Origin of the sequence: Wolbachia endosymbiont (group B) of Lycaena phlaeas (genome assembly GCF_947251875.1) — a bacterium.
Lineage (GTDB): Bacteria > Pseudomonadota > Alphaproteobacteria > Rickettsiales > Anaplasmataceae > Wolbachia.
Map to the genome: position 1 here is coordinate 124,462 of NZ_OX366392.1, position 26,985 is coordinate 151,446.

The window sequence follows — 26,985 nt, forward strand, 5'->3', positions numbered from 1 at the left end:
TTGAGTGCTTGTTTTAAAGGGACTTTTGATGACATACACCTTTAGATATTGTTGAATTGCTTAATGAACTTCGAGGACATTGATAAAGTTTTTCACAATTACTAAGTGCCATCTTGACATTTCTTTCTATAGCACTAACCTTTCTTTCTTTAATTTGCTCCAATGTCAAAAGCGAATTATCCAGTGGCATTGAATATCTTTCCCCTGTGAATTTACTGATTGCTATAGCAGTTAGCAGAATTGCTCCATTACAATCAACTTGTGAAGAACCAATTGAGCTTCCAGTTGAATGTGCAATAGATTGCTGTGCAGGAGGTAAAGCAGGGGCACTCTGAAATAAGCTACTGAGTGCAGCAGTTGTTGAAGTTCCCATCCAACTAAATACACTATTAATAAAAGAAGAAGGTCTTACTGCACTACTTGGTGCAAGAGTAGTATCACCTGGGTTTACATTGGCACTCTCTGCTTCTGCAACAATCTCTTTTATCGTTTTACCGGGATAAAATAACTTAACATAATCTGATGGTGTCTCGTTCCTTATATCCTTAACATTATCAATATCAGCACCACTATCGTATAACAGCTTCATTATTTTTGGACGTTTTAAACTAATAGCCAAATATATAGGTGTGTGCCCCCGTCTGTTTTGAACATTGACGTCAGCATGATATTCAATAAGAAGCTCTACTATTTTTTGGTAATCTTTCTGAATGGCAATATGTAGACACGAATCTTGTGAAGAATCATTAAAATCAAATTTGCCATCTGGACTAGCACCATGTTTAAGTAGGACCTCTACTTTTTCCGAACTATTTTTATCTATAGCCCAGCCTATAAGAGTACGTTTTTCACCAGCATATGAAAAATAACCACTAATGCTAGCCTTTTTATCGATTAGAAGCTCTATCATTTTTTTGGTGCCCTTTGTAACAGCATAGTATATAGGAGGCACACGAAAAAAGTCCTCAATATTAACATCTGCACCATTCTCAATTAAAAACCTCATCATTTCTAAATCTTGTTTACTAACAGCAATCGATAAAGGTGAGTTACCATTTCTATCTTTAGAGTTAATAACATTAGTAGTATGTGTCTTTCCTTCTCTAATATACTCCTCAGCTTTTTGAAAATCACGTTCCTTTACTGCAGAACGTAACCCATCTCTCCATTTTTCAACTTCTGTTTTTGTAACCATAACCCTCCTAAAGGATAAAATTTTTGCCCTTATACCACATAATTTGGGAATATGCTAGTGAAATTTATATGTAAAATTAAAAAAAATTTACAACGTAAGAGATTGTTATTTGATCACGTGCTACATTTAGTTTTTGTACAAAACACCATAAGCCTCCTTAGTTTGCTTAAATTGCTTAGCAGCTTATTCTCAACATATAAGAGCTTTAACTTAAAGAGGATTATACGAAAATAAGCACTCAAGCTTGAGTGCTTATTTTAACTGATTAAAAGGGACTTTTGATGTATACCTTTAGATATCGTTAAATTGCTTAATGAACTTTCAGGACATTGATAAAGTTTTTTAAACTTACTAAGTGCTGTCTCGAAGTTTTTTTCTATAGTGTTAAGCTTTCTTTCTCTAATTTCTTCTATTGTGAGAAGTGAATTGTCCAGTGTCCTTGAATATTTTTTTCCTGTGAACTTACTCATTGCTGCAGCAGTTAGTAGAATTATTCCATTACAATCAACTTGTGAAGAACTAATTGGGCTACGATCTAAGTGGTCAACAGATTGCTGTGCAGGAAGTAAAGTAGGAGCACTGCTGAATAAGCCATTGAGTGTGGCAGTGGTTACCCAACTAAATATACTATTAATTGTGTGATTCATATAGGTCATAACAACTGATTTGTCAGATTAAGTCTGAATTTTAAATAGTTAAGTAACGTTGTGTTTTTGAATTGACTTTAATCTTTGATCATGCTTGTAATTTTGCATGACAAAAGGCTCCTTTGACGGAATGTAATTTTTTTGCACTTCACTTAAACAAGGAATTGTACTTTCTAGCTCTTTATATTTTTCCCATGGAGTTTTTCCTTGAAGAGAGCTATGAGGACGTTGTCTATTATAATGGTTTTCCCAATCTCTGAGTTTAATTTGTAGGTCAGGATCCTTGATGTTAACACTACTGTAAAATTCATCTAAATCTGTACGCTGAGCTCTTTCCACTTTACCGTTTAAATGCGGGGAAAATGGCTTGATAGGACGAAATTTGATTTTCCATTTTTTCAAATATTCTTGCACCCCATAAGCAAAAAATTCCTGTCCTCTATCGGTTTGAATTCTTTGACAATGAAATGGCATTTTTTCTCTTAGTTGTTCAAGAAAATCTAGAGTGTTTTCTGCAGTACGTCTTGGGTACAATGTAACAACTTTATAACGTGTACAATCATCTATAGCGGTATACTGATAAAGTCCAGAAGCTATTTTGCATACATCCATCTGTATACGCTCTCCTGGTACTTTACAGTTGTAACGCTTTATTTGTTTGCGGTAATGACGTTTAATACGTAAAAGACTTACATCATATTTTTTGAAAACTTTGTGTATAGTAGCCAATGAAAAAGAGAGATCATGTAAACGTTTCAATTCAGTTTGAATACGTCTTGCTCCTAATTTTCTAGTTTTTCTTAAGTGGAGAATAAGTTGATCACTAGATATATTGGTTTTTTGTAAAGGTGAGGTTTTAGGCCTGCTACTAAGATTTTCTAATCCTTTTTCACCAAACTCCTTGTAACGTTTACACCATTTGCGTAAGGTAAAGCGTGAAATATTATAGTGCTGACATACTCTTCCTGCATGACCTAATTTTTTATATAGGTTTACCCAATTCAGGCGTAGCTTAACTTTAGAGTCCATTTACTTGCGGCTTTTATTGTTGATATACTTCCCACCATAATTGTAATAAGGTATATAAACTATCACAAGTACAAATTTCTATTTGATCTTACATTTTTATTGTAATAACCTATATGAATCACACATATTAATAGAAGAAGAAGGTTTTACTGCACCGCTTGTGATGCTGCTAGCTTCTTTAAAATCTGCTCTGGTAGGAGTGGAGGAAGAGTTCACTGTGCTACTTGCCAAGTTTTTGGTATTACTAACTTCCAATTCTATCTTAATTGCTTTGGTAGGGGATAATTGAAGACTCGCTGCACTACTTACAAAATCTGTGCTGTCGTTAGCGTCTTTAATACCTGCTTTTATAGAAGTTAATTTTGCTTCACAGTCAGCTTCAGTAGAACTGCTCAATACAGATTCTATTTTTTGAATTTCACTACTACTACATTCATCTTTTCTAGCATTTCCAACAACATCTAATGCTGTTTTGCCATACTGACTTTGAATACTAGCATCAGCACCCTTGCAGAGTAGGAGTTTTACCATATTTAAATGACAGTGGTCAGATGCTAAGTACAGAGGTGTAAAGCCTTTATAATTTGTAGCATTGATGTTAGCATCACGATCAAGTAAAAACTTTGCTATTTCTAGTTTATCATGTCTAGCAGCAATGTGCAAGGGAGTACTCAAATATCGATTACTAATAGTAGTATTAACATCAGCACCGCTGTTACATAAAAACTCTAATATCTTTAAATTACCCAAGAGAGTAGCATGATGTATAGGTTTCATATAGTATCTTTCATAATTCAAAACTTCATTTTTTATTTGTTCATACTCTATCTCTTTAATACATTCTTTAACTTTCTGAAAATCACCTCTGCTTATAGCAGAAACTAATTTTCTTCCTAAAATCTCAATTATTTTTTGTTTTTCCATCAAATACCTCCTAAAAGAGAATCTCCCGGGTTTATATCATGCAACTTAATATGTGCAAGCAAAATTTACAGAGAAAAATTTCAATAGTTAAAAATTAGGTCTTCAGCAACCTACCACGTTAACTTTTGTACAAAATATGCTGAGCTTCATTATTCAAATTTTTTTGCTCTTAATAAGAAGCAATCTGCTTTAGAAAAGGAAATAAGGGATAAGTTTTGTAAATAAGCACTCGAATTAGAGTGCTTAGTTTAACTGATTTAGAGGTGCTTTTGATGATGCACGCCTTTAGATATTGTGAAGTTGCTCAGTGAGCTTTCAGGATGCTGATGAAGCTTGTCACACTTGCTAAGTGCCATCTTGACATCTCTTTCTAGAGAATTAAGTTTTCTTTCTTTAACCTGTCTTATCGTTAAAAGTGAATCATCCAGTGGCATTGAATATCTTTTCCCTGTGAACTTACTTATTGCTACAGCAGTTAGCAGAATTATTCCATTACAATCAACTTGTGAAGAACCAATTGAGCTTCCAGTTGAATGTGCAATAGATTGCTGTGCAGGAGGTAAAGCAGGGGTACTTTGAAATAGGCTACTGAGTACAGCAGTAATTGAAGTTCTCACATAACTAAACATACTATTAATAAAAGAAGAAGGTTTTACTGCGCTGCTTAACACATTTGTACTATTATCATGATAGCTAAAGTAATTCCTAGCTTCTATTACCTTAGGATTTGCTCTAGAAGCTAATGTCTGACAATTAACTTCTTTATCAGCACATTTTAATGTAGATATTATTTTTTGCCTTGTATTACTAGTACATATAGATTTTGGATCATCTCCAACAACATCTAGTGGTATTCTACCACCCGCATCTCTTATATAAATATTAGCATCATGCTTGATAAGAAGTTCCACCATTGCCACTTGGCAATGGAAAGACGCTAAGTGCAAAGGCACCTTACCCGTTATATCTTGCAAATTGATCTTAGCATAACGACTAAGTAGAAGCTGTCCTGCATCTTCTCTGCCATATTCAGCAGCAACGTGCAATGCAACTCTCAAGCTTTCACTACTAGCAGCATTAACATTGGCGCCGTTATTAACCAAAAACCTCAATATCTTTAAGCTATTTTCTTTCACAGCAAAACTTATAGGTTTCATACCGTATTTTTCACCAATAAAAATCTGCTTTCTTAGGTTCATGTACACTGCACTTCTGATGCATATGTTAGCTTTTAGAAGACTATGCTCTTTTATGGCAATAAATAACTCATTTACAAAGTTCTCAGTTTTTATCCGTTTTTGCATCCCTTGCATCAAATATCTCCTAAAAGACAACGTTCCCGATTTTGTATCACACAATTTGATATATACAAGCAAAATTTACAGAGAAAAATTTCAATAGTTAAAAATTAGGTCTTCAGCAATCTATCACGTAACTTTTTTGCAAAATATTTTAAGCCCCTAATTCATAATTTTTATTACTTGATAATAAGCAATCTGCTTTAGAAGAGGAAATAAGGGATAAGTTTTGTAAATAAGCACTCGAATTAGAGAGCTTATTTTAACTGATTTGAAGGGACTTTTGATGCATACTTTTAGATATCGTTAAATTGCTTAATGAACTTTCAGGACATTGATAAAGTTTTTCACAACTACTAATTGCCGTCTCGAGTTTTTTTTCTATAATATCAAGTTTTGTCAGAGGTGGATTGTCCAGTAGTCTTGAATACTTTTTCCCTGTGAACTTTTTGACCACTACATCAACTAGTAGAGCTGTTGCATTAAAATCAACTTGTGAAGAACCAATTGGGCTACCAGCTAAGTGATCAACAAATTGCTGTGCAGGAAGTAAAGTAGGAGCACTGCTGAATAAGCCATTGAGTGTGGCAGTGGTTACCCAACTAAATATACTATTAATAAAAGAAAAAGGTTTTACTGCACTGCTTGGTGCAGGATTTGGAGTATCACCAGCTTCCAATCCTATCTTAGTATTTGCCCTGGTGGAGGTTGAGAAAGGGTTTGCTATACTACTTGCTGCATCTGGAGTATCACCAGCTTCTAACTCTAATTTAGTATTTATTCTAGCAGAAAGTAATAGTTCTGTACAATTATTTTTATGAAATCTTAACACAGCTAAGAATATTTTTTCTATGTCACAGCCATCACTGCAAAGACTTTCATAACCAGGGATAACCTCAAATGCCGTTTTGCCATTTGCATTTTTAATATTAATAGTGTTATTATTGAGCAGAAGATTCGCGATATCTAATCGACAATAAAAAAAGGCTAAGTGTAAAGCTGTAAAACCTTGCATTACTTGGGAAGTGGTACTACTAGTACAATGATATATCATTTCTTTTATTTCTGCTTTTCTATTCATGGCAGTAACGTACGAGTAAGGAACAAGACATCCATCACTAACAGCATTAATATTAGCATTATTTTTAAGCAAAAACCGCACTATCTCTAAGCTACCTCTATAAACAGCAAGATGTATAGGTGCCATACCATCTTTTTTACCATTAATAATCTCTTTTTCTTTATTTATATATCTTGCCTTTTTAACATATCTTTTAACTTTATTAATATTAAGCTCATCTATAGCCGCAAATAAATTCTTTCTCAATCTCTCAAGTTTTTTCATCAAATACCTCCTAAAGAATAATGTTTCCGGTTTTATATCATGCAACTTAATATGTACAAGCAAAATTTACAGAGAAAACAATAGTTAAAATTAGGTCTTCATCAACCTATCACGTGCTGCGTTTAACTTTTGTGCAAAATATTCCGAGCCTCCCTTGTCTGGATGGACCAGTTTCATTAAATTTTGGTATGCCTTATTGATTTCATTTTGGCTTGCCTCGGAATTCAGCCCCAGTATTTTTAATGCTTCATCTTTGGACATATTATCACCAGTGTAATTTTTGGTGTAACTTTTACTGCTGTTAAATTCGTTCAAAAACTTACTTAATATAGAGTGCATCATAAAACTTATGTTATTTCTCTTTGCCAAAAAGAGAAAAAATACAACAACGCTAGGTAAAACAAACGTGATTATTGTGAATATCAAAAAAAGGAAGAAGATGAATGACATGTATATTTTTTTATCATTTTATGATTAAATAGTAACAATTATAATTGTCATGGTAAATAACATGTTTATCCAGATTGAAGAAACACCAAACCCAAACACGCTGAAATTTCTTCCTGGTTTTGAAATTCTGAGCGAAGGAGAAACAGCTGATTTTTCAAATGCAGATGAAATAAAGAACTCCAAACTAGCAGTAAATCTTTTTCAAATAGAACATGTTGTAAGAGTATTTTTTGGTCATGATTTTATTTCGGTAACAAAATCAGATAGAATGAATTGGGATATAGTAAAGGTGGAAATTTTAACTACAATTATGGATCACTTTACTTCTGGTGGAAAAGCATTTGATAAAGAAGGAGTAAGTGATAATAAAATGCTAGAGGAAGAATTCTTTAATGAAAATGATATAGAAATTGTAAATAGAATAAAAGAATTGATGGAAAGTTATATTAAACCTGCAGTTGCTCAAGATGGTGGTGATATCAAGTTCTGTGGCTATAAAGACGGAATAGTTTACGTTGAACTGCAAGGAGCTTGCTCTGGGTGCCCAAGTGCTGCAATTACCTTAAAACAAGGAGTGCAGAATATGCTAAGCTATCACATACCAGAAGTTTCAGGTATAGAGACTATGCTATGACTAATCAAACAGTTAGAGGAACAAAAGATCTCCTGTTTGATGAATGGTACAAGTTTAAACACATAGAGCAAACAGCAAGCAGAATCTCAAGTTTATACGGCTTTTTACCTGTTCAAACTCCGATATTTGAATACACAGAAGTCTTTACAAAGACTTTAGGTGATAGCTCAGATATTATCACTAAAGAGATGTATACTTTTATTGATAAAGGGGGAAAGAGCATAACTCTGCGTCCTGAGTTCACTGCAGCTATTGTTAGGTTACTCATTGAAAAAAAACTACAAGCGCCGATAAAATTATTTTCAATAGGGCCTGCATTTCGCTATGAAAGACCGCAAAAGGGAAGACAAAGGCAATTTCATCAGATAAATTTTGAGGTTTTTGGCATAGAAGATCCAAAAGCTGATATTGAATTGATATCACTCGCTCAGCACTTACTAACTGAATTTGGCATCAATAAAAATGTAAAGCTGGAAATCAACTCTCTGGGTGATAGTGAAACAATAACTCAGTATAGAGAAGCTTTGATATCGTATTTAAAAAAGTTTCAGAATGACCTATCAGAAGATAGTCAAAATAGATTGATTAAAAACCCACTCAGAATATTAGACTCTAAGGATAAGACAGATAAAGAAATAATCTCTGACGCACCAAAAATCAGTGATTATTATACAAAAGAATCTTCATATTTCTTTGACCAGGTGTTAAATGGACTGCAAGCTCTTGGCATACCTTACACTGTAAATAGCAAATTAGTTCGAGGTCTAGACTATTATTGTCACACAGTATTTGAATTTGTCACAGAAGATTTAGGTGCACAAGGAGCAGTTTTTGCCGGTGGAAGATACGATAATCTAGTATCTTCAGTAGGTAGAAAACACACTCCAGCAATAGGATTTGCAGTGGGGATTGAGCGTATAATGGAATTAATCAACTATGCTGAAAAAAAAGAGAGGCCTATTTATATAATTCCAATCGGTGGAGAAGCTGAAGAACATGCTCTAACACTTGCAAGTGAATTACGCAGAAATGGTTTATATGTGATTTACGAATATAGTGGAACTCTAAAAACCCGAATGAAAAAAGCAAATCAAGCAAATGCAAAAGTTGTATTAATCTTTGGTGATGAAGAGCTAAGCAGTAAAACTTTAAAAATTAAAAATATGGACACAGGTGAAGAAAAAATGATTGCTCGCGATAAAACCGTAGAAAATATCTAATCAGAAGCAATAGGAGTGTTAGCTATAGAAGAAAATTCCTCTGCACAAGAATTTTTCATAGCATTTAATATATCATAATCTGTAAAATCTAATTTTATCGGTGTAATAGTAATAAAACCTCCTTTTATTTTATCTACACTACCACTGCCTGAGTGTTCCCGAGACCAATTTAAGCTCAAAGAACCATTTAAGTTTTCAGTAAAAGTTAAATCACCATCAATGTTATATTCACCTTGTTCAGCAAATTCGACCCCTTTCACTTTTTCTGTAGCAGGAAAATTTATACTCATCACTATATCTTTAGGCCAACCAACTTTCATTAGCTTGGCAATAACCTTTGGTGCAAAAATCTTTGTATTGTTCCAGTCTATTTTATCATGATAAACTTGGCTCAGCGCAATAGAAGGTATAGATCTTGCAGCACCTTCCATTGCAGCACCGATTGTGCCTGAATAACAAATATCATCGCCGACATTTGATCCAATATTTACTCCAGATAATATTAAGTCTGGTTTTTTATTCATAATTTTATTTAACGCGATAATGACACAATCTGCGGGAGTACCAGACACACTAAACTCCCTTTCACTATGTTGACTTATTTTAATAAATTGCTTTACTGGATAGTCAAGAGACCTTGCAGCTCCACTCCTATCAGTATCTGGTGCTACTATCCATACTTCCGATGCAAAATTGTGTGCAATTTCTTTAAGTAATCTTATTCCTTCACTCTCAAAACCATCATCATTTGTTATCAATATTATCATATATAATACTCACCTATCAAAGTATACTGATGAGGTTTCTTTTCATAACCATAGCAAAGAACCTGCTACGAATCAATAAGGAAAAATTAGAGGGTGACCAGGTTGCCATCGTTTAGTTTGCTGTGAGTTAATCGTAAATACCAATTTTTAGCTTCACACCTAACTCACAATCAAAGTTTAGTAAACTCTAGAGGCGTGCTAAGCAGCAGAAAACCTTGCTATATTTCCCAAAAATGCTTTCACTCTTTCAAGGCAAGTGGATGGTTCTGCAGGTATTGCTACTTCATCTATCTTACCATATATTGCTGCATCTACGACTTCACCTGTTATTAATTCCCTTAGCTTTTGTTTTATCTGTCCTCTACGAATATGTTCTCCATAGTCATTATAAAACTTCACATATAACTCTTTAAATACAAATTCTTTTATAGCACTTCTCATATGAGAAATTCCATCCTTTACTTCATCATTTGCATTGCTCAAATCCACTTCAGAACCTAGCGAATATAAGTCATCAAAATTTTCTTTTAAAATTTTTATTTTAAAGTAGTGCTTATCTACAGATCTCTCAAGAAATCTTTTAGTAGCATTACCGGCCAATTCTCCTATTATCTGAGGCTCTAGTTGAGCTGCAAAATTATTTTCTGCTTCAAGGCCACTTAATGCATAAATGATACGATTAAGCATTCCAGGACCACATTGGCGATTACTTTCCTCAAAACGAACCAGCAATATGGATTTCAACAGCTCTACATCTGCATTTTGCTTTGTTGCTGCAATTAAAACTAGATTTATGGCCTGTGTTAATGTCAGTCCGGTTTTGGAATCTACCCACCTTACCCATTCTCCTTCTCTATAATTATCTACCTTCAAATAAGGCGCTATCAGTTCTTTCTGCTGATTTGTCAAACCGCCTATATAGTTTTTAAACTCTTCATCCAGCTCATTTGACGGAGTCCCATATTCTTCCTTTAATTTTTTGGCACACTCAATAACACTTTGCTCAAAACTTCTAGTATGAACATTCTGATTACCAGTACCTACATCACTTACATTAAACAAAAAGCTCATTTGCTTTACACTTAAACCCAGAGGCGAGAAGAGCTTTATTAATGGATACTTTATTAACTCAAGAAGCGCTACAGGGATCAATAATATAGTATTGATAAGCACTAAACATATTCTAAGACCGAGCGCTCTACTCTCTGATAACATTCTACTAAGTTCTGATATCTTTGATGCACAATACAAAAATGGTAATTGAATGTAGTATATTGAGTATATAGAAAAAAATAAAATCTTATCTTTTAACCCTACTGTTGGATCATTATATACTTCAGAAAAAATGTTATCATCACTATTTTCATTTTTGAAAGACTGATAGCTGCTTGTAATTTTTTCTGTAAAAATAGAACAGAGCTTATGCAGTCCGTAGCATGAAACGCCAACAGCTAAAAAAATTGCAAGTGTTCCAAAAAATGCTAATACTTCACTTGAAGTTTTGGCAAGAAGGAATGCATAAAGCGCATTAATAAAGATATCAAATAAATATTCAAATAAAAAAATTGCTCCAATAGCGGAAACAAACAATAAAATACCCCCACAAATAATCAAAAAATCTTTTAACCTTGGATTCATACCCCGCTTCTTAATAATCTATTAATATACTTTTTATATATGCTTAAATTAAAAAAATGCAAATTTTGTAAAGACCAATTGAAATTTCTGAGCTTCAACTATATTGTTAATTATTCAGATAAAAATTAAACATTGTCGTGTCAAATAAAATAGGCTTTTTTGCTATTTTTGCCTTGGTGATTAGTAGCCAAATTGGCTCTGGAATTTTTATGCTCCCAATCAGCCTTGCACCATACGGCGCTTATAGCCTCATAAGCTGGGTTATATCAGGATTTGGTGCTATATCTCTTGCTTTAGTTTTTGCTTCACTCTGCGCAAAATTTCCAGAAACGGGTGGTCCTCATATTTATGTGAAACATGCCTTTGGCTCTACAGCAGCTTTTTTTGTTGGCTGGACATATTGGGTAAGCTCGTGGGTAAGCTCAACAGCTGTGACAATTGCAAGTATCGGTTATTTAGCCCCGCTTTTTCATAATGATATACAAGATATACGTTTGCTTTTAGAAATAACATTAATTTTAGCTATCATGCTAATAAACTTAAGAGGGGTAACTACTGCTGGGCATGTTGAGCTTCTTCTGACCATTGTTAAAATTATCGCACTTCTTGCAATACCCATAGCAGGATTATTTTTCTTTGATAGAAATAATTTTGTTGTAAGTGAAGAAGTATCAAACTTTACGATGTCTCAAGTCCTTGCGCGCTCTACACTCCTTACTCTATGGTGTTTTATTGGACTTGAATCAGCAACGGCACCTGCAGGATCTGTCAATAATCCCTCTAAAACAATACCAAGGGCTATAGTGCTTGGAACAGTCTGTGTTGCTGTGATATATTTCATCAATAGTCTTTCAATTATGGGATTGATAAGTGGTAATGAACTAGCTAGTTCAAAAGCACCATATGTTGATGCGATAAAAATTATGCTTCCAGGTAATTGGCATTTAATTGTTTCTGTTGTTGCCTTTATCGTTTCTGTAAGTAATTTAAATGCTTGGTTTTTAGCTGATGGACAGGTCACCTTAGGCCTTGCAAAAGACAAGTTAATGCCGCAATTTTTTGGCAAAAAAAATAAGCATGATGCTCCATTATGGGGAATAATACTCAGTACTTTGGGGGTGTTAGGTTTACTTATCCTAACGTCAAACAAAAGTTTTGCTGAGCAAGTAACTTCAATAATTGATATCTCTGTGGTGTCATTTTTGTTTATCTACTTAGCATGTAGCCTTGCTTTTCTCAAAGTTAATATACAAGACAAAAGCTACTGCAAATTTTTAATTGGAGGTGTGGCTGTATCTTTTTGCTGTTGGGTAATATACGAGACTTCTATAAAAACATTGTTAATATCAAGTCTATTCCCTTTAAGCGGAACACTTATTTATCTACTTTGGTATCATAAACTAAAAACTTAACTTAAATTTTTTATTTGCTAAAATTCTTAAGCTATACTACTGGCTTACATTAATAGAATTAAGAGGTATTGTGTCAAATAAAATAGGTTTTTGGGCTGTTTTTGCTTTAGTCATTAGTAGTCAGATCGGCTCTGGGGTTTTTATGCTTCCAATTAGCCTTGCTCCATATGGCGCTTATAGCCTTATAAGTTGGATGATATCAGGAGCTGGTGCTGTGTCTCTTGCGCTAGTTTTTGCTACGCTATGTGCAAAGTTTCCAGAAACAGGAGGTCCTCACGTTTATGTGAAACATACTTTTGGTTCTACCGCAGCGTTCTTTGTTGGTTGGACATATTGGGTAATCTCATGGGTTAGTACAACAGCTTTAATAGTTGTGGGTGTTGGCTATCTTACACCATTTTTCCATGAAGATATCAAAAGTATGCGTTTATTTTTAGAGCTGTTGTTATTTACAATCATTACATTAATAAATTTAAGGGGAATAGCTACTGCAGGGCACGTTGAGTTTCTGCTCACGGTTGTGAAGGTTGCTGTATTGCTTGCAATACCTGTAGCAGCGTTGTTTTTTTTCGATAGAAATAATTTTATCATAAGTGAAGAAATATTAAGTCTTACAACATCGCAAATTCTTGCGCGCTCTACACTCCTTACTTTATGGTGTTTTATTGGACTTGAATTGGCAACAGCACCTGCAGGGTCAGTTGATAATCCAGCTAAAACTATACCAAAAGCTGTGGTGCTTGGCACAGTTTGTGTTGCTGTTATATATTTTATCAACAATTTTGCAATTATGGGATTGATCAATGGCAACAATTTAGCAAGTTCAAGAGCACCATATGTTGATGCGATAAAAATTATGTTTTCTGGTAATTGGCATTTAATTGTTTCTATAGTTGCATTCATTTTTTGTGTTGGCAGTCTAAACGCTTGGGTTTTATCTAGTGGACAAGTTGCTTTTGGTCTTGCAGAAGATAGACTAATGCCAAAATTCTTTGCTAAAAGGAACAAGCATGGCTCTCCTTTTTGGGGAATAACAGTTAGTTCAATTGGAACTGCAATTTTACTAATTCTCACTTCAAACAACAATTTTGCCCAGCAGATTACGTCGATTATTGACTTTTCTGTAATTTCATTTTTGTTCGTTTATCTTGCGTGCTGTTTTGCCTTTCTAAAGGTTATTATACAGGAGAGGAGTTGTTATAAGCTTTTAATTGGTAGCATAGCAACAACCTTTTGTTGTTGGGTGATATTAGAAACCCCTGTAGGTACTCTGCTGATTTCGAGCCTGTTCACTGCAAGTGGCATACCCATTTATTTATTTTGGTACTGCAAAACTTCTGTGCAACAAATTCAGTAGTGAGAGATACACTTTAAATGGTTAATATTTATGGGCCAAGATTTTTTTTCTCTTTATCTACTTGTTCAATATTACCATTCTCAAGTTTGCTACCTACTTCTTCTGTGCGTTTATTATCTATGTAGATCTCATTTTTTGCTTTATTAGAAAGACCTATTTGCGATTGCAGTTTTTTATACTCTTCTTTTTCAGGCGTGAAAATTTTCACTAAAAATCTTCCTATTATTGGTATTGAACTTAAAAAATCTCTTAATCCAAAAGATTCTTGCTTCTTGTTTGAAAGATGCTGGTCTATCTTAGAAATTTTCACACCATACTTTTTATCATCAAAATTTATCGCTGGCTTGCTTTTTTTCGAAGGAACATTTTGAATCTCTAATCTATTGACTTTTTCAGGCTTTTGAAATTCAGATACTGCAGGTTTGACCTTAGTGTCATCATGTTTTTTACTCATTTCATTCTACCATGCAATATTACTAGTGTCTTATAATTATAACTAAATTATGGTTAATTGCAAGGTAAAAATATTAAAGTAATTGTAAATTTTATCAGTAAAAATATAATATAGCTTTAAAATCAGAGGTTTATTTATATGGGATGTAAGATTGCAGTTATTGGAGCAACAGGAAGAGTAGGGCGTGAGGTATTAAGCGCGCTTGCCGAGTTTCAAGACGAAGGAAAAATTTCAATAGATTCTGTTGTTGCTTTTGCATCAAAAAAATCAGAGGGAAAAAAGGTAAGTTTCGGCGATGAAGAATTAACTGTCTTAGACCTTGAGAACTACGATTTTGCTGGAATTAATATAGCAATTTTCTGTGCTGGGTCTCATGTTTCCGAGAGATACGTACCGATTGCAACTGAAGCTGGATGTATTGTCGTAGATAATACCTCTCATTTTAGGATGAAAGAAGGCGTGCCACTAGTTATTCCAGAGATCAACAAAGATAAAATTACGGAGTATAAAAACCATAACATAATATCTAATCCAAACTGTACTACAATACAAATGTTGCTGGCATTACATTTATTACACCAAAAAGCAAAAATAAAGAGAATCGTTGCTTCAACTTATCAATCAACTTCTGGTGTAGGTAAAGCAGCAATGGATGAGCTTTACAATCAGACAAAAAAAATCTTTATGAATGAAGCTAAAAAACCTGAAATATTTCCTAAGCAAATAGCATTTAATTGCATTCCTCATATAGGAGAGTTCATGGAAGATGGTTCTACAAAAGAGGAGTGGAAAATGCAAGAGGAGGCAAAAAAAATTTTAGAAGAGGATATAAAAGTAACTGCAACTTGTGTCCGAGTACCTGTTCTTGTTGGTCATGCTATAGCAGTAAATGTAGAATTTGATCAGCATATAACTGAAGAAGAAGCTCGTGAAATGCTCAGTGAAGACGATGGAGTTTTAGTGCAAGATAAGCGCGAAGATGGTGGATATATGACTCAGATTGATGTTGTGCAAGAGAATGCCGTATACATATCGCGTATTAGACAAGACGATACCGTTAAACACGGATTAAATATGTGGATAGTAGCTGATAATCTACGCAAAGGTGCAGCACTAAATATAGTGCAGATCTTGGAGATCTTGATCAAAGAGCATTTATAGCTCAATAACTTAAATCTATATTGACATGTCCCATTTTACGCTTGTCCCTAACCTCTTTTTTCCCATATATGGTTAAACTAGCTTTTTCGTTGCTCAAATATTTGTGAGAATTATATATATCATTACCTATTATATTTTTTGTCATGCAAGGAAAGCGTAATACTACTTCCTGCATAGATAGACCGCATATTATCCTAACTAGCTGCTCGAATTGACTAACGTTGCATGCATCCAAGCTCCAGTGGCAAGAATTGTGGGGTCTTGGGGCCAATTCATTAACTAGTAATTCATGATTTTGAGTGATGAAAAATTCAATAGCTAGAATTCCTACTACATCAAGTGCAGTTGCTATTTTCTCTGCAGTTTTTTGTACCTCTTGGGCTAATTTATTATCTATTTTAGCTGGTGCTATTGAAGTATTAAGTATTCCGTCAACGTGGTGATTCTCTGCTATAGGAAAAAAAGCTACTTTACCGTTTTTATCTCTTGCAACGACTATTGAAACCTCTTTCAGTAAATCAACACTTGCTTCAAGAATGTACTCTTTATTCCAATCGAAGGAAGCAAATTGCTTCAGTTCAGAATCATTTTCAATCATATATTGTCCTTTTCCATCATAACCCATTTCTGTTGTTTTTAGCCTCACTGGATAGCTAAAAGTTTCACTACTTTCTAGTAGCTGATTATAATTTTGTATACTTTTGTAATCAGCAGTTTTTATGCTTAAATCTCTAATAAAATCTTTCTCTCTCAGCCTATTTTGCGAAATGTGTAACGCCTTTTTACCTGGATAAAAATCTGTATGCTGCGACACAATATCAATTGCACTACATGGAATATTTTCAGACTCAATAGTGACTAAATCCACACTCTGTGCAAAAGATTCAAGTGCCCTCTTATCACAGAAGTCTGCTATTGTTAAATCATCAGCAACAGAACAAGCTGGATCGTTTTTAGTACTGGCAAAAATATGCGTTTTGTGCCCAAGTTTTATTGCAGCGATAGCAGTCATTTTACCTAATTGCCCACTTCCTATTATTCCTATCACTTTTTTATCCAGTGGATCTGTTTTGTTCATCATGTAGATTAATATTTCCTAGTTAGAGTACGATAATATGCTTGGAAAATCTATGAAAAAAGTGTATAATTGAAGTGTGTTAAACTTTTATCATGAACACTTTACGATGACCATGAAATACACACTTATTACTAATTCTGTTGAAGTTACAGTTTTGCCAATTTACATTGAAGAGCAATCCATTCCTTATGAAAATTGTTACGTATGGATGTATAATGTTAAGATAAAAAACAAAAGCTCATCAACCATTCAATTATTAAGTCGCTATTGGCAAATAATAGATCATAAGGGGAAAATAAATGAAATTGCCGGAGTTGGTGTTATTGGAGAACAACCTGTAATAAAATCTGGAGAGGTATTCAAATATACAAGTGGAACATACTTAAATACACCATCAGGAATAATGCAGGGTAAATATGAATTTCTGAACGAAGAGAGCATAAAAACCTTTGATGTTATGGTACCACCCTTTTCCTTAGATAGTCCATACGTTAACACTAGACCTCATTGATCATCAAGATAGTGTATTTGTTTAAGTGCATCTGAAACCAGTGCTTCTTGTTTTGTCATTTAAGCTTCCATAATGTCATCCGAGTAGCTGATACTGAGATCCAACTAAGTTGATAAACACGAAAGCACTGACCATTTGCTTCTATAGTTGTCTTTTTTCGTCTATCTTATTTTGTTACTCTGCTGAACAGATGCAAAATAGTTTATTTTTGATTCTTATCATCAAGTGTGAATAAGATTATTGTAGAGGTTAAACCTATAATAACTATCATTAACGAAAATGGGGCAGCTTCTCTGTAACGCTCATCGCTGACAAGTTCATATATTCTAGTTGATATAGTTTCAAAATTAAATGGTCTGATAATTAGTGTTGCCGTGAGTTCTTTTACCGTATCCATAAACACGAGCAGAAATCCCGATAGTATGCTTTTCTTGATAAGGGGAATATGAATATTCAGGCACGTGGAAATAGGCCCATGACCCATAGTATATGCAGTCCATTCAATTTCATTTGGTGTTTTTTTGAGTCCCGACTCTATTGCTTTGAAAGATATAGCAAAAAAACGAAATAAATATGAGTAAACTAATGCGCCAATAGTTCCTACCAAGCTAATTTCTACAATATATTGAGTAATGAAAGAAGATATTCTGCTTAAAAACATTATTATGCTAATTGCAATAATTGCATTTGGAATTGCATATCCAAGAGAAATGAGACGTGCTATATTGCTTATTACCTTATTTTTACGTGCTGTATATCCAATAATTATTGCAATGCTGATAGAGATTAGCGCGGTAATAAATGATAAACTAATACTGTTTGTTATTATATTGTAAAATCTTGCTTCGTATATGAAAAAGCCTTTCTCTATGCTCCAATATATAAGTGGAATCATTGGTAAAATAAAGCCTATTAATATCGGCAATAAACACATAAGATAAGAAAAGATCAACGATATAGAACCGTTTATACTACGTTTATTGTGATAATCTGCATTAGTATTGATTGAAGAGTAAGATATTTCTCTTTTTTGTAGTTTTTTCTCGATAACTATTAGTGTTGCAACGAAAATCAGTTCTGCAACTGCCAAAACAGTAGTTGAATATTTGTCATGAAGTAAAAACCAAGTACGGTATATTCCTGTCGTGAAAGTATCGATAGCAAGAAACTGTGGTGTGCCGAAATCTGTAATTACTTCCATCAGTACCAAGGATAACCCAGCTATAATTGATGGACGTATGGAGGGTATGATGACAGAAAACAGACTCTGTAATGAGGAGAACCCAAGTGTTGATGCAATAGTGACTGAGTTACTAACGCTCTTTAGACTTGAGCGGACCAACATATAAACGTATGGATATAGACTAAATCCCATTACTAATATTCCACCACCTAGGGATTTGATCTCGGGAAACCAATAGTCACCTTTGCCCAATTGAAAAGTATCTCTTAACAAGCTCTGAATCGGACCTGAAAACTCTAGCGTATTTACATAAACAAACGATACTATATATCCAGGAATTGATATCGGAAAGAATAAGGCAATCTCAAAAATTCTACTTCCGGGAAACGAAAAAAATGTAGTAAGCCAAGCTGGAATTACTCCAAATATAAAGGATATTAACCCTACTCCTACCATCAAAATTAACGTATTGAGTATATATTCAGGAAAAAGTCTACTAATTACCCATCCAGAGTTTGCTGATTCTGTAAATAGAATCGATATTAACGATAGTATAGGGCAGACAAATAATACACTTACTAAAAACAAGAATATATTTTTAAATACTCTCAGAAACATTAACTTGAATCTATATTTGATATTAAAATGTTATATGCAAAAACTAAAGATATCCAGTAATTAACAGCCGTCCTATTGAATATCTTCATAATTTTATATATTATGTTTTAAATCGATAAACTAATTAATTATGAGTTTTGTCATTGCAACTTTCTATCATTTTGTAAAACTCTCTAATTATTATGACATGAAAGATGAAATAAAAGTTGCATGCGACAATGTCGAATTAAAGGGTACTATACTCCTTGCAGAAGAGGGTATTAATGCAACTGTATCTGGAGAAAGAAACGCAATTGATAAAATACTTGATTTTCTACGTTCTGATTATAGACTAAGGGACCTTACATGGAAAGAGAGTGCAGCAGAATATCAACCATTTAGTAAGATGAAAGTGAGATTAAAAAGAGAAATTGTGAATCTTGGTGTAAGTAATCTCGATACTTCCGTTAGAGGTCAGTACATTGATCCAGATTATTGGGATGATTTTATCTCTCAACCTGATGTTTTAGTGATAGACACACGAAATGATTACGAAGTAAAACTAGGCAAGTTTAAAAATGCAATCAATCCACATACTCAGCGTTTTCGAGATTTTCCTCAGTGGGCAGAGTCTTTCTCTGAGAGTAAAGATCTGAAAGTGGCTATGTACTGCACTGGTGGAATCAGATGCGAGAAATCTACAGCATATATGAAAAGCCTTGGATTTAACGATGTTTATCACCTTAAAGGCGGTATTCTTTCCTACCTTGAAAAAACTCACAACAAAAGTGGTAATTGGGAAGGCGAGTGTTTTGTTTTTGATGATAGAGTTGCTGTTGATCACTCACTCGCTCCAAGTGATAAAATAAAATGCATATTCTGCTCAAGTAAAGTTTCAACTGATGAGCTGAAATCAGTTCCACGTGGCCAAGTGGTTTGCTCTGATTGTAAATCTTTAAGTATTGAAAGAAAGCTAGAATTCAATACGAACCTCTAATAACATTTGCTTATTGCACACTTACTAACCTCAATTTTATCAAGACATTTACCTACTACATAGCTCGCTCCAGCTCCAAGTAACGCACCAACTATAGCAAATGCAATCAACACTACACCAGAACCGCCAATAAGAGCTAAAGTTTCTTGCCATAAACAACATGCTGCAACTAGACCAGCAACTAAACCAATTCCTGCACCTCTGCACCTAAGTTTCATATTATTACTAATATTTCTACCTTTCCTATATTGTATACTATGATCAGTATCATCATCTTGAAAAGCAAATTCTTTGATATTGTCTCTTGTTTTTAAACAATCGATAAGCTCACCTATTGTTTTGCTACGCAAATTATGTAAATATATAACGCGATTTTTTATAGATTGTTCAGGTATCATTTTATTTTTCCATACTATTAGAATATATTTTTATTACACTTAATGTCTTAATAGTTGGTAAATTCCCATATAAGAATAAGTAGATAATCTTACCACTATAGGTAGGACTAAAGCGCGATAAGATTAAATTCCTGAAAAATGTTGGTAAGAAGAGCTTTTCCAAAAACAATAAAGTTAAGAGTTGAAGAGATAGTAAAAGAGCGACTTACAGTTAATCCAATTGATTTTGGTGAATCGTTTTGTTACAAACTCAAAGGATACAGAAGACTGAGAACTGGCGATTATCGTATCATGTAAATGCTGCAAAGTATGAAGTGTTTCAATAAAACACAGAAAAGACATTTATGAATCCTAGATTAATATCCTTCCAGTATTAACTTACTGTAACCTTTCCGGTTGATCCACTGCGATTCTTTGCAACGTTTATCTCTAATCCGTTATTAGCATCGATTTTATAGTCTGTAGAATAGTAAAATTATAGGGGTATAGTCAAAAAATGAGTTATTTTTGAGCTGAGCAAAGCCACCTAAGGTGAAGAGGAAAGAGGTCTGTATAATGAAATATACAATGCTTATAGGAAGGTTCTAACTTTTATAGATGTATTCTCTATGCTCTATTGCAGTAATTATTACTGTACGTTCTAATTTACTTATCCTATAAACCAAACGATAATCACCAGATCGTATTCTACGATGTCCTTTGAACTCAACGAGCAAGGGATCTCCTGCCTTCTCAGGAGAAAGTGTAAGACGCTCTTTTACGATTTCTTTTACCCTTGACCATATTGTCTTTGGAAGATTTTGAATGTCTTTGTGAACTACATTTTCCTCATAGCAGATTAAATACTTATCACCAGTTGATGTCTTCATGCCTGATGAATTTTGCATTTCGAGTGTCACGTTGAATAGCAAGTTTGGCTATTGCCATATCTTCTTCATTTTCAATTGCTTCTTGTATAAACTGCTCTGCTAGCTCTTGAGCTGATTGATTCTTTACTTTAGCTAAACGAGTAAGGTTTTTTAAAACTTTTTCACTAATGTTAATACTTGAATCAGCCATAAGTTTTACCGAAATCTACTGCATAATTATACAACATTTTCCTAAAATTTTCAATAAAGAATTGTATTGACGGATTATGGTAGATTGAGTATATACTAGTATTAGATTTTAGGGAGAAATGACACAGACGTATTGCAAGACATCATTAGGAATAAGGAAGGTATGCTGGCTACTGGATGTATTTCTATGATAACAACTACTCTTCATCATCAAAAATCAAGAAGGCTCTGCAACTTGATAACTCTATTCTTTTATTGACGTAGATGACTCTGAAAAATTGCGGAGCTGAAGTGCTATGGTTATTACGGTTTAAGAACAAAACGGAAAATCCTATGTTACACTAGAAATAATGTGCGGAAAAGGGGGGATTCGAACCCCCGACATATTTTCATATGTGCACGCTTTCCAAGCGTGTGCTTTAGACCGCTCAGCCACCTTTCCATACTTATTCATAATATTAAAAATTATGCTGCTAAACAACTGGTATATATGGTTCGCCACGGAAATTCACAGTATTGTTAAACTTGTTTTTGCACGTTAAAAACGCTTTATCACAACCTGCAAGTATCGAATATTTATCTCCGGTAGAAATTTGATATGGAGGAGAAGCAAATAATGTAACTACTTTATTTTTGTATTCTTTAACTACAACTTCAAATGTTGCTGAACTAAAGAATTTTACCACTCCGTGCTTATAATATCCATCACTTTCGATTAAATTAGTGTCTTCAAATCTTCTTTCATCTATCACTTTAGTAATTGTGCTCATTCTACTAAACTTTTTAGCATCAGCTTTACATCTATCATCGCAAAATTGTGCCCTGCATACAGGAGAATATAGCTCTGTTATGCTTCTCTCAAGCTTTGTCGCAAGACCTCTAATTTCAGCGATAAACCTCCCACTATTTAATGTTACTTTACCAAAAGTTCCTGCATGCAAATTCATAATTCCCTGACTCAAATCTTTATAATTCACAAGAAATATTTCAATATTTGCAAAGTCATACCTTCCTGATAAAACATCTTTTTCTTTAATATCAGCACTATTTAATATTCCTTCAATTTCTAAATTATCAGTTCTCAAATCGCTATTTAATATTATACTGCTGGCTATAAAACCGCTTGAAGATTTATAGAATACATTATTGAGATTTAAATCTTCATCATAGTCAGTAAATCCCATTACTTCTCCACTTACAAGTGTTAATTTCCAGCAAGTAGCGATGGTAAGTAATTCTCCAGCTAAATGGTTTTTTAATTTGGTTTGCATAGTTGCCTCTTATAAATAATGGCATACCTGCATTTAGCTACACTTGTTTTTTCAAATCTCTATAAAAATTTTCGTGTGGAGCAAATGCAAGAAGTGTTAATATGTTATTTTGTTCGTTGTGAATATAGGCTAATAATGTCAGTTGATTAAAAATAGAGAATTTATACACGCGAACACCTGCAAGATCGCCTGACTTTAGCTCTCCAATATATGGGTTACCTTGAATTTGTTTGATGGCTTCTTCAAGTTTGGGTAGTTGATTATTGTGCAGCTTCTTCATTAACCGCTTAAAAGTGTTGGTGAGAAGAATCTTCAAAATTTTGTGGACTTATACTCCTCAACATTACCTGACTTGATATCCTCAATGCCTGAAAGGATTTCTTTGATGATGTTATAGCTGAGCTCAGGGTTATCTTCAACAATCTGACCAATCTTAGCCCAATGCTCGATTTGTTGCGGTACAGAACGATTTTGCAATATGGAATGAGACTGCACTATTTTCTCGAACTCCCCATCAAGATTTACTGTTATACTCATTAGATTATTACTTCCTAGTTTTAGCTATTATATCATATATTGGAAATTTTTTCAACATTTTGAAAGTGCATAGTGAAAACACACACCACATTCAAGTTGTGGTGTGTATTACTAGAACAAATTAGAAAGAAAACTTCACACCAGTGAGGAGAAGAATTCCTTTGTTGGAAGGTACATCAGCATTATTTTTATCTTTCAGCGCACCTTTTTCATCAGTCATAAAATAATGTAAGGCTGCATAAGGAACAAATTTGCTCTTATTGCAAGAAGATAGATCATACTGAACACCAAGTGCAACATCATGAAGCATATCTTTATCACTCATTCTGCTACCAAAGTATGTCACGCTTGTGTAGATGTTATCATATTGATAACCAGCACCTGCAGTCCAATACATGGTATTGTTATCATTAAATTGCTTTAAGCCATTTTTTCTAGCAATATCAGTAGTCTCTTTATATTCTTTTGAAGCAAGGTCGAGTTCCTTGATACTCTTAGGTTGACCAGATTTGCCTAAATATGCAAAAGAAGCAGCGAATTTTACACTTTGATCTTCATCAATCTTATAATCAGCGCTTGCACCCAAATTAATGCCTGCCAGATTATTGTATTCTATGAACTCATTATAAAGGTGCTTATCTTTACTCGGTTGCTTTGAAAACCCATATTCACCAACTACGGAAGTTTTAACTTTTACATTATGTTTACTAAAGTCATATTCATATGATGCACCAGCGCTTACTATATGCTCGTAATCTGGTCCAACATGTCTTAACGTTTCCTTATGCTTTACCTCATCTTGCTTTTGAGCATTTTTAGAAAGAACTGAATCTATTTCTTTTACAACGGATAAACCACTATCATAGCGAGGTGAGTAGCTAAGACCAAATCTTGCACCCATATAATTTGGTGAGTAGTAAGCAGCTCTAAACGGCAATGTGGTCATAACGTCTTTGTTGTATTTTCCTGCCATACGGAAGGAGAGTTTTTCGCTCTCGCTCGAGAAGCTTTCAGTGTAAAGACGTGGTGTTACGTAAAATGGGAAGTTTGCAGCACTTCCTTCTAAGTTTACTTTTCTGAACCAGTCACTATCTGCAGCTCCATCAACAGTTGCAATTCTTGTTGCATCAAGTCTCATCAGAGACTCAGGACCAAACTGATAACCAAGTTTCAGATCACCATATTTTGAATTCAAAAACACATGTGCACTTCTACCTCTTGCAGCATTCACGCCTTGTGAAGCTCCTTTACCTTCAGTAACTGGAACATGGAATTGTACATCGGCACCATAACGAAGACCAATATCCTCATTTTTATTTTCAGCTCTTAAGTGCAATATTGCATCTGAAATCATGCCCATGTTTTCACTGTAATCACCAATATTCCCTATCCCTTTAGGAAATATTGGATTTGCTCCTTTTATACTATCTGGAGTATTGTTAAAATAATCTGTAGATTTACCTGGCATAACATTATAATGGTTATAGCCACTTAGCCCATGGTTACCATAACCTTGAGAATCAACAACGCCACCGAAAGTTATTCTTAAACCATCCCCTTGATTGGTATTGATAATATCAACCCCACCAACTGAAACAACAGGACTTGCCTTACCTTTTTCCTCTGTATTGCTGTTAACAACTTTTACATCCTTTTTTATATCTTTAGCTTCAATTTTAGCATTCTTAGTTTTAGAACCCTTAATTTTTGACTTTTCTACATTAGAATTTTTAGTGCTTAGAGCTTTCGCCTTTGAATCCTCTATAAGCTTTGCTTTTTTCTCTTTTGCTAGCCTAATTTCATCTTTTTTCTTTTGTTTTGCTACTAATTTTAACTCTTCTTTTTTCTTCTTTTGTTCAGCTGCTAATTTTAACTCCTCTTTTTTCTTCTGCTCAGCTGCTAATCTTAGTTCTTCTTTTTTCTTAAGCTCCTCGGCTTTTTTTCTTGGATCAGCATTACATATCCTGTCCATTTTTTCTTTTAGTTTCTTATTTGACGTCTTCATCACTTCCATCTTTCCAGAAGTTTTGATTGACTCGTTACTCTCTTGCTTTTTTACTTCCTTCATACTCTCGTCAGAAAAGTCAGCAGCAAAGCCACTGAAAGAACATAAAGTCAATAGAGAAGCTAGAGCAGTTCTAGTATAAATAGATTTTTTCATGAAGTGCCCCCAAAAAATTTTAAAATCATAACATAAATAGTATAAAGGTGTTGAAAATCCAACTTAAAGCAACCTTATAGCGAAAATAAAGGTAAAATGCAATACTTTAAAAGCAACTTTCTTAATACGCTCAACGTGTATATTAACCAAAATTTAGTACAGAGGTTTGCTTGTTAGTGTATTATAACTCTATACTTATTCTATGGAAGTAAAATTTACTCAAAGTAAAAGCATAAAAAGATTAAATTATTAATATAAATTGTTGACAATAATATTAATTTGTATTATAGTTGGTAGATTATTGTTTTATTTTTGATAGATTGGGGTACTTATGGATTTTAGTTTTTTACGCAATTGGTTTAGCACTACAGGTGCTGCTACAGGCTCAGAGCCAGGTAATACTGAACAGCCAGACTCTATTTCAGTAGATGATGGCAAATACGAGATGAAAGAATATGACGATGAATTTGAGATCATTGAAGATTATGAATTTATAAATCGTGCTGATCCAAATGAGCCATGTTCTTTACCTTCTGACTATAAAATAGATGAAAGTATTGTAAAAATTGCAGGATTTGATAGAGAGAAATTATTAGAAATGGGTAATTTCTGCAAGATAAGCTATGGCGATGATGATGGTAAATTAAGTAAAAAAAGATGTAACAACCTAGCTCAAAGAGTATACAAAACTGAATTTGAAATTGTAGAAGATTTTGAAATTGTTCCATCTACTGAAAAAATGTATAAAACTAGAGCTGAACTCATCAGCGAAGGTTATGAAATTATTCCATTTGGTAATAGCTTTGAAAAAGATGCTGGTCACGTTTTTATAAAAGGTAAAGAAATAACAATAGCCTACCATGGTACTCGTCTGAGCCAGAGTTTTAATGATGGAATTACTGATATAAATGTACTTTTTGCTACTTCGGAATTTTTACCTGAAGGTGGAAGAATTCATTGTGGTTTCTATAATTCATTTATGGATTCATGGCCTAATCTGTATGGCATTTTGAAATCTCATGCTGAAAAACAGGGATCAGAAATCAAGGATTTTAAAATTAATCTCACAGGTCACAGTATGGGAGGAGCTATTGCTAAGATAGCTGCTTTATGCCTCAATAAAACAGAAGGAGCTGAAGATGTTCATGTTGCAACTTTTGGTGATCCACGAGTTTTTGATCTTACTGCTAGTGAATTTTATAATGATGTTCTTCAAGAAAAAACCATTAGAGTAACTCAACATAGACAAGACCCAGTACCAGCGGTATCACCTGGTATTTGTGGTTATGCTCATGTAGGTGCACAATTGAGAATATCAGTACCTGAAGGATATTTTGTTCATCAAATAGATGGTTATCATGAAGCCATTAAAATAATGGATGAAAAAGATTTCCGATCGAACAATAACGTTTCTCTCTTTTATTACCCTTCGAGAATATTAAGTCGAATTAACTGTGCAGTTTTAGGTAATGCTCAATATTATGCTGCTAATTTAGGTAATTATATTCTTGGTGGACAAAATTTTTTCGAGAAAGTAAAAAAGGAATACCAAGATAAAAACTTAGAAAATTTTTCTAAGCTTGAACAAGCAGAAGTTAAGCAAAGGGCACATCAAAATGTCTTTTCTACTACAAGGAGTTTATAACTACTATACAGAGCAATC

At 33.9% G+C, this 26,985-nt stretch carries 27 protein-coding genes, 1 tRNA gene and 1 pseudogene; 9 read left to right on the forward strand and 20 right to left on the reverse strand.

Annotated elements, in window-relative coordinates; all coding sequences use genetic code 11:
• Positions 1-13: 13 nt before the first annotated feature.
• From OPR37_RS00560 to OPR37_RS00590, 7 genes and pseudogenes are all read right to left on the reverse strand, one after another.
• Positions 14-1,195, reverse strand: a complete 1,182-nt coding sequence (locus tag OPR37_RS00560; RefSeq protein ID WP_213863805.1) for an ankyrin repeat domain-containing protein — start codon at positions 1,193-1,195, stop codon at positions 14-16.
• 257 nt (positions 1,196-1,452) lie between these two features.
• Positions 1,453-1,830 (reverse strand): annotated as a pseudogene (locus tag OPR37_RS00565) (ankyrin repeat domain-containing protein); the annotation flags it as partial.
• Between the two features lie 60 nt (positions 1,831-1,890).
• Positions 1,891-2,871 (reverse strand): IS481 family transposase, encoded by a 981-nt coding sequence (locus OPR37_RS00570; RefSeq protein ID WP_019078870.1) that lies wholly within the window; start codon positions 2,869-2,871, stop codon positions 1,891-1,893.
• Between the two features lie 96 nt (positions 2,872-2,967).
• Positions 2,968-3,795 (reverse strand): ankyrin repeat domain-containing protein, encoded by an 828-nt coding sequence (locus OPR37_RS00575; RefSeq protein ID WP_264684919.1) that lies wholly within the window; start codon positions 3,793-3,795, stop codon positions 2,968-2,970.
• Positions 3,796-4,052: 257 nt separating this feature from the next.
• Positions 4,053-5,108 (reverse strand): ankyrin repeat domain-containing protein, encoded by a 1,056-nt coding sequence (locus OPR37_RS00580; RefSeq protein WP_265016856.1) that lies wholly within the window; start codon positions 5,106-5,108, stop codon positions 4,053-4,055.
• Between the two features lie 247 nt (positions 5,109-5,355).
• A complete protein-coding gene (locus tag OPR37_RS00585) occupies positions 5,356-6,438 on the reverse strand; it encodes an ankyrin repeat domain-containing protein (RefSeq protein WP_007302146.1) in 1,083 nt (360 codons plus the stop codon).
• A gap of 90 nt (positions 6,439-6,528) precedes the next feature.
• Positions 6,529-6,780 (reverse strand): J domain-containing protein, encoded by a 252-nt coding sequence (locus tag OPR37_RS00590; RefSeq protein ID WP_230440382.1) that lies wholly within the window; start codon positions 6,778-6,780, stop codon positions 6,529-6,531.
• A gap of 169 nt (positions 6,781-6,949) precedes the next feature.
• On the opposite strand from OPR37_RS00590, the gene OPR37_RS00595 reads away from it, so the two are divergent.
• Both OPR37_RS00595 and hisS read left to right on the forward strand, forming a co-directional pair.
• Positions 6,950-7,522: a NifU family protein gene (locus tag OPR37_RS00595; RefSeq protein WP_264685040.1), complete on the forward strand. Its 573-nt coding sequence runs from the start codon at positions 6,950-6,952 to the stop codon at positions 7,520-7,522.
• A complete protein-coding gene (gene hisS, locus OPR37_RS00600; protein WP_265016857.1) occupies positions 7,519-8,742 on the forward strand; it encodes a histidine--tRNA ligase in 1,224 nt (407 codons plus the stop codon). The genes OPR37_RS00595 and hisS overlap by 4 nt, the downstream gene beginning before the upstream one ends.
• Here the strand turns inward: hisS and surE are convergent.
• The gene (surE, locus tag OPR37_RS00605; protein ID WP_213863802.1) at positions 8,739-9,509 is read right to left on the reverse strand and encodes a 5'/3'-nucleotidase SurE; all 771 of its coding nucleotides are present in this window, start codon (positions 9,507-9,509) and stop codon (positions 8,739-8,741) included. The two genes, hisS and surE, sit on opposite strands and share 4 nt — an antisense overlap.
• Before the next feature lie 198 nt (positions 9,510-9,707).
• Positions 9,708-11,147, reverse strand: coding sequence for a hypothetical protein (locus OPR37_RS00610; protein ID WP_017532208.1), 1,440 nt, complete (start codon positions 11,145-11,147; stop codon positions 9,708-9,710).
• Positions 11,148-11,284: 137 nt separating this feature from the next.
• Here OPR37_RS00610 and OPR37_RS00615 point away from each other — a divergent pair, with 137 nt between their 5' ends.
• Together OPR37_RS00615 and OPR37_RS00620 are read left to right on the forward strand one after the other, a co-directional pair.
• Positions 11,285-12,559, forward strand: coding sequence for an APC family permease (locus OPR37_RS00615; RefSeq protein ID WP_264684921.1), 1,275 nt, complete (start codon positions 11,285-11,287; stop codon positions 12,557-12,559).
• Positions 12,560-12,629: 70 nt separating this feature from the next.
• Complete coding sequence (locus OPR37_RS00620; protein WP_007302140.1) at positions 12,630-13,916, forward strand: APC family permease; 1,287 nt, start codon at positions 12,630-12,632, stop codon at positions 13,914-13,916.
• Positions 13,917-13,944: 28 nt separating this feature from the next.
• Here OPR37_RS00620 and OPR37_RS00625 read toward each other — a convergent pair whose 3' ends face one another.
• A complete protein-coding gene (locus OPR37_RS00625) occupies positions 13,945-14,370 on the reverse strand; it encodes a hypothetical protein (RefSeq protein WP_264684922.1) in 426 nt (141 codons plus the stop codon).
• A gap of 138 nt (positions 14,371-14,508) precedes the next feature.
• Here OPR37_RS00625 and OPR37_RS00630 point away from each other — a divergent pair, with 138 nt between their 5' ends.
• Complete coding sequence (locus OPR37_RS00630) at positions 14,509-15,531, forward strand: aspartate-semialdehyde dehydrogenase (RefSeq protein ID WP_149168683.1); 1,023 nt, start codon at positions 14,509-14,511, stop codon at positions 15,529-15,531.
• Position 15,532: 1 nt separating this feature from the next.
• Here the strand turns inward: OPR37_RS00630 and OPR37_RS00635 are convergent, their stop codons facing one another.
• Positions 15,533-16,609 carry a 5-(carboxyamino)imidazole ribonucleotide synthase gene (locus tag OPR37_RS00635; RefSeq protein WP_264685041.1) on the reverse strand — a complete coding sequence of 359 codons (1,077 nt, stop codon included), beginning with the start codon at positions 16,607-16,609 and terminating at the stop codon, positions 15,533-15,535.
• A 106-nt stretch (positions 16,610-16,715) separates the two neighbouring features.
• Here OPR37_RS00635 and apaG point away from each other — a divergent pair, with 106 nt between their 5' ends.
• Positions 16,716-17,120 (forward strand): Co2+/Mg2+ efflux protein ApaG, encoded by a 405-nt coding sequence (gene apaG, locus OPR37_RS00640; protein ID WP_012481895.1) that lies wholly within the window; start codon positions 16,716-16,718, stop codon positions 17,118-17,120.
• A 202-nt stretch (positions 17,121-17,322) separates the two neighbouring features.
• On the opposite strand, the gene OPR37_RS00645 is transcribed toward apaG, so the two are convergent.
• Positions 17,323-18,921 carry an ABC transporter permease gene (locus tag OPR37_RS00645; RefSeq protein ID WP_010402890.1) on the reverse strand — a complete coding sequence of 533 codons (1,599 nt, stop codon included), beginning with the start codon at positions 18,919-18,921 and terminating at the stop codon, positions 17,323-17,325.
• 130 nt (positions 18,922-19,051) lie between these two features.
• On the opposite strand from OPR37_RS00645, the gene trhO reads away from it, so the two are divergent.
• Positions 19,052-19,897 carry an oxygen-dependent tRNA uridine(34) hydroxylase TrhO gene (trhO, locus tag OPR37_RS00650; protein WP_264684923.1) on the forward strand — a complete coding sequence of 282 codons (846 nt, stop codon included), beginning with the start codon at positions 19,052-19,054 and terminating at the stop codon, positions 19,895-19,897.
• Here trhO and OPR37_RS00655 read toward each other — a convergent pair.
• The gene (locus OPR37_RS00655; protein ID WP_264684924.1) at positions 19,894-20,295 is read right to left on the reverse strand and encodes a hypothetical protein; all 402 of its coding nucleotides are present in this window, start codon (positions 20,293-20,295) and stop codon (positions 19,894-19,896) included. The two genes, trhO and OPR37_RS00655, sit on opposite strands and share 4 nt — an antisense overlap.
• Before the next feature lie 138 nt (positions 20,296-20,433).
• Between OPR37_RS00655 and OPR37_RS00660 the strand changes: the two genes are divergently transcribed.
• A complete protein-coding gene (locus OPR37_RS00660) occupies positions 20,434-20,592 on the forward strand; it encodes a type II toxin-antitoxin system RelE family toxin (RefSeq protein WP_019236727.1) in 159 nt (52 codons plus the stop codon).
• Positions 20,593-20,879: 287 nt separating this feature from the next.
• On the opposite strand, the gene OPR37_RS00665 is transcribed toward OPR37_RS00660, so the two are convergent.
• The 7 genes from OPR37_RS00665 to OPR37_RS00695 form a co-directional block, all read right to left on the reverse strand.
• Positions 20,880-21,164: a type II toxin-antitoxin system RelE family toxin gene (locus OPR37_RS00665; RefSeq protein WP_264684925.1), complete on the reverse strand. Its 285-nt coding sequence runs from the start codon at positions 21,162-21,164 to the stop codon at positions 20,880-20,882.
• A complete protein-coding gene (locus OPR37_RS00670) occupies positions 21,145-21,354 on the reverse strand; it encodes a DUF6290 family protein (RefSeq protein WP_007302130.1) in 210 nt (69 codons plus the stop codon). Before OPR37_RS00670 ends, OPR37_RS00665 begins: the two co-directional genes overlap by 20 nt.
• Positions 21,355-21,708: 354 nt before the next feature.
• Positions 21,709-21,795 (reverse strand) — tRNA-Ser (locus tag OPR37_RS00675).
• 31 nt (positions 21,796-21,826) lie between these two features.
• On the reverse strand, positions 21,827-22,624 hold the full coding sequence (locus tag OPR37_RS00680; protein WP_264684926.1) for a DUF2163 domain-containing protein: 798 nt from the start codon (positions 22,622-22,624) through the stop codon (positions 21,827-21,829).
• A 37-nt stretch (positions 22,625-22,661) separates the two neighbouring features.
• Positions 22,662-22,904, reverse strand: a complete 243-nt coding sequence (locus OPR37_RS00685) for a type II toxin-antitoxin system RelE/ParE family toxin (protein WP_230608979.1) — start codon at positions 22,902-22,904, stop codon at positions 22,662-22,664.
• Positions 22,905-22,936: 32 nt separating this feature from the next.
• Positions 22,937-23,161, reverse strand: coding sequence for a ParD-like family protein (locus OPR37_RS00690; protein WP_226079579.1), 225 nt, complete (start codon positions 23,159-23,161; stop codon positions 22,937-22,939).
• 121 nt (positions 23,162-23,282) lie between these two features.
• Positions 23,283-25,322 carry a WD0745 family porin gene (locus tag OPR37_RS00695; RefSeq protein ID WP_213863800.1) on the reverse strand — a complete coding sequence of 680 codons (2,040 nt, stop codon included), beginning with the start codon at positions 25,320-25,322 and terminating at the stop codon, positions 23,283-23,285.
• A gap of 331 nt (positions 25,323-25,653) precedes the next feature.
• Between OPR37_RS00695 and OPR37_RS00700 the strand changes: the two genes are divergently transcribed.
• A complete protein-coding gene (locus tag OPR37_RS00700) occupies positions 25,654-26,967 on the forward strand; it encodes a lipase family protein (protein ID WP_007302125.1) in 1,314 nt (437 codons plus the stop codon).
• The last annotated feature ends 18 nt before the right edge of the window (positions 26,968-26,985 follow it).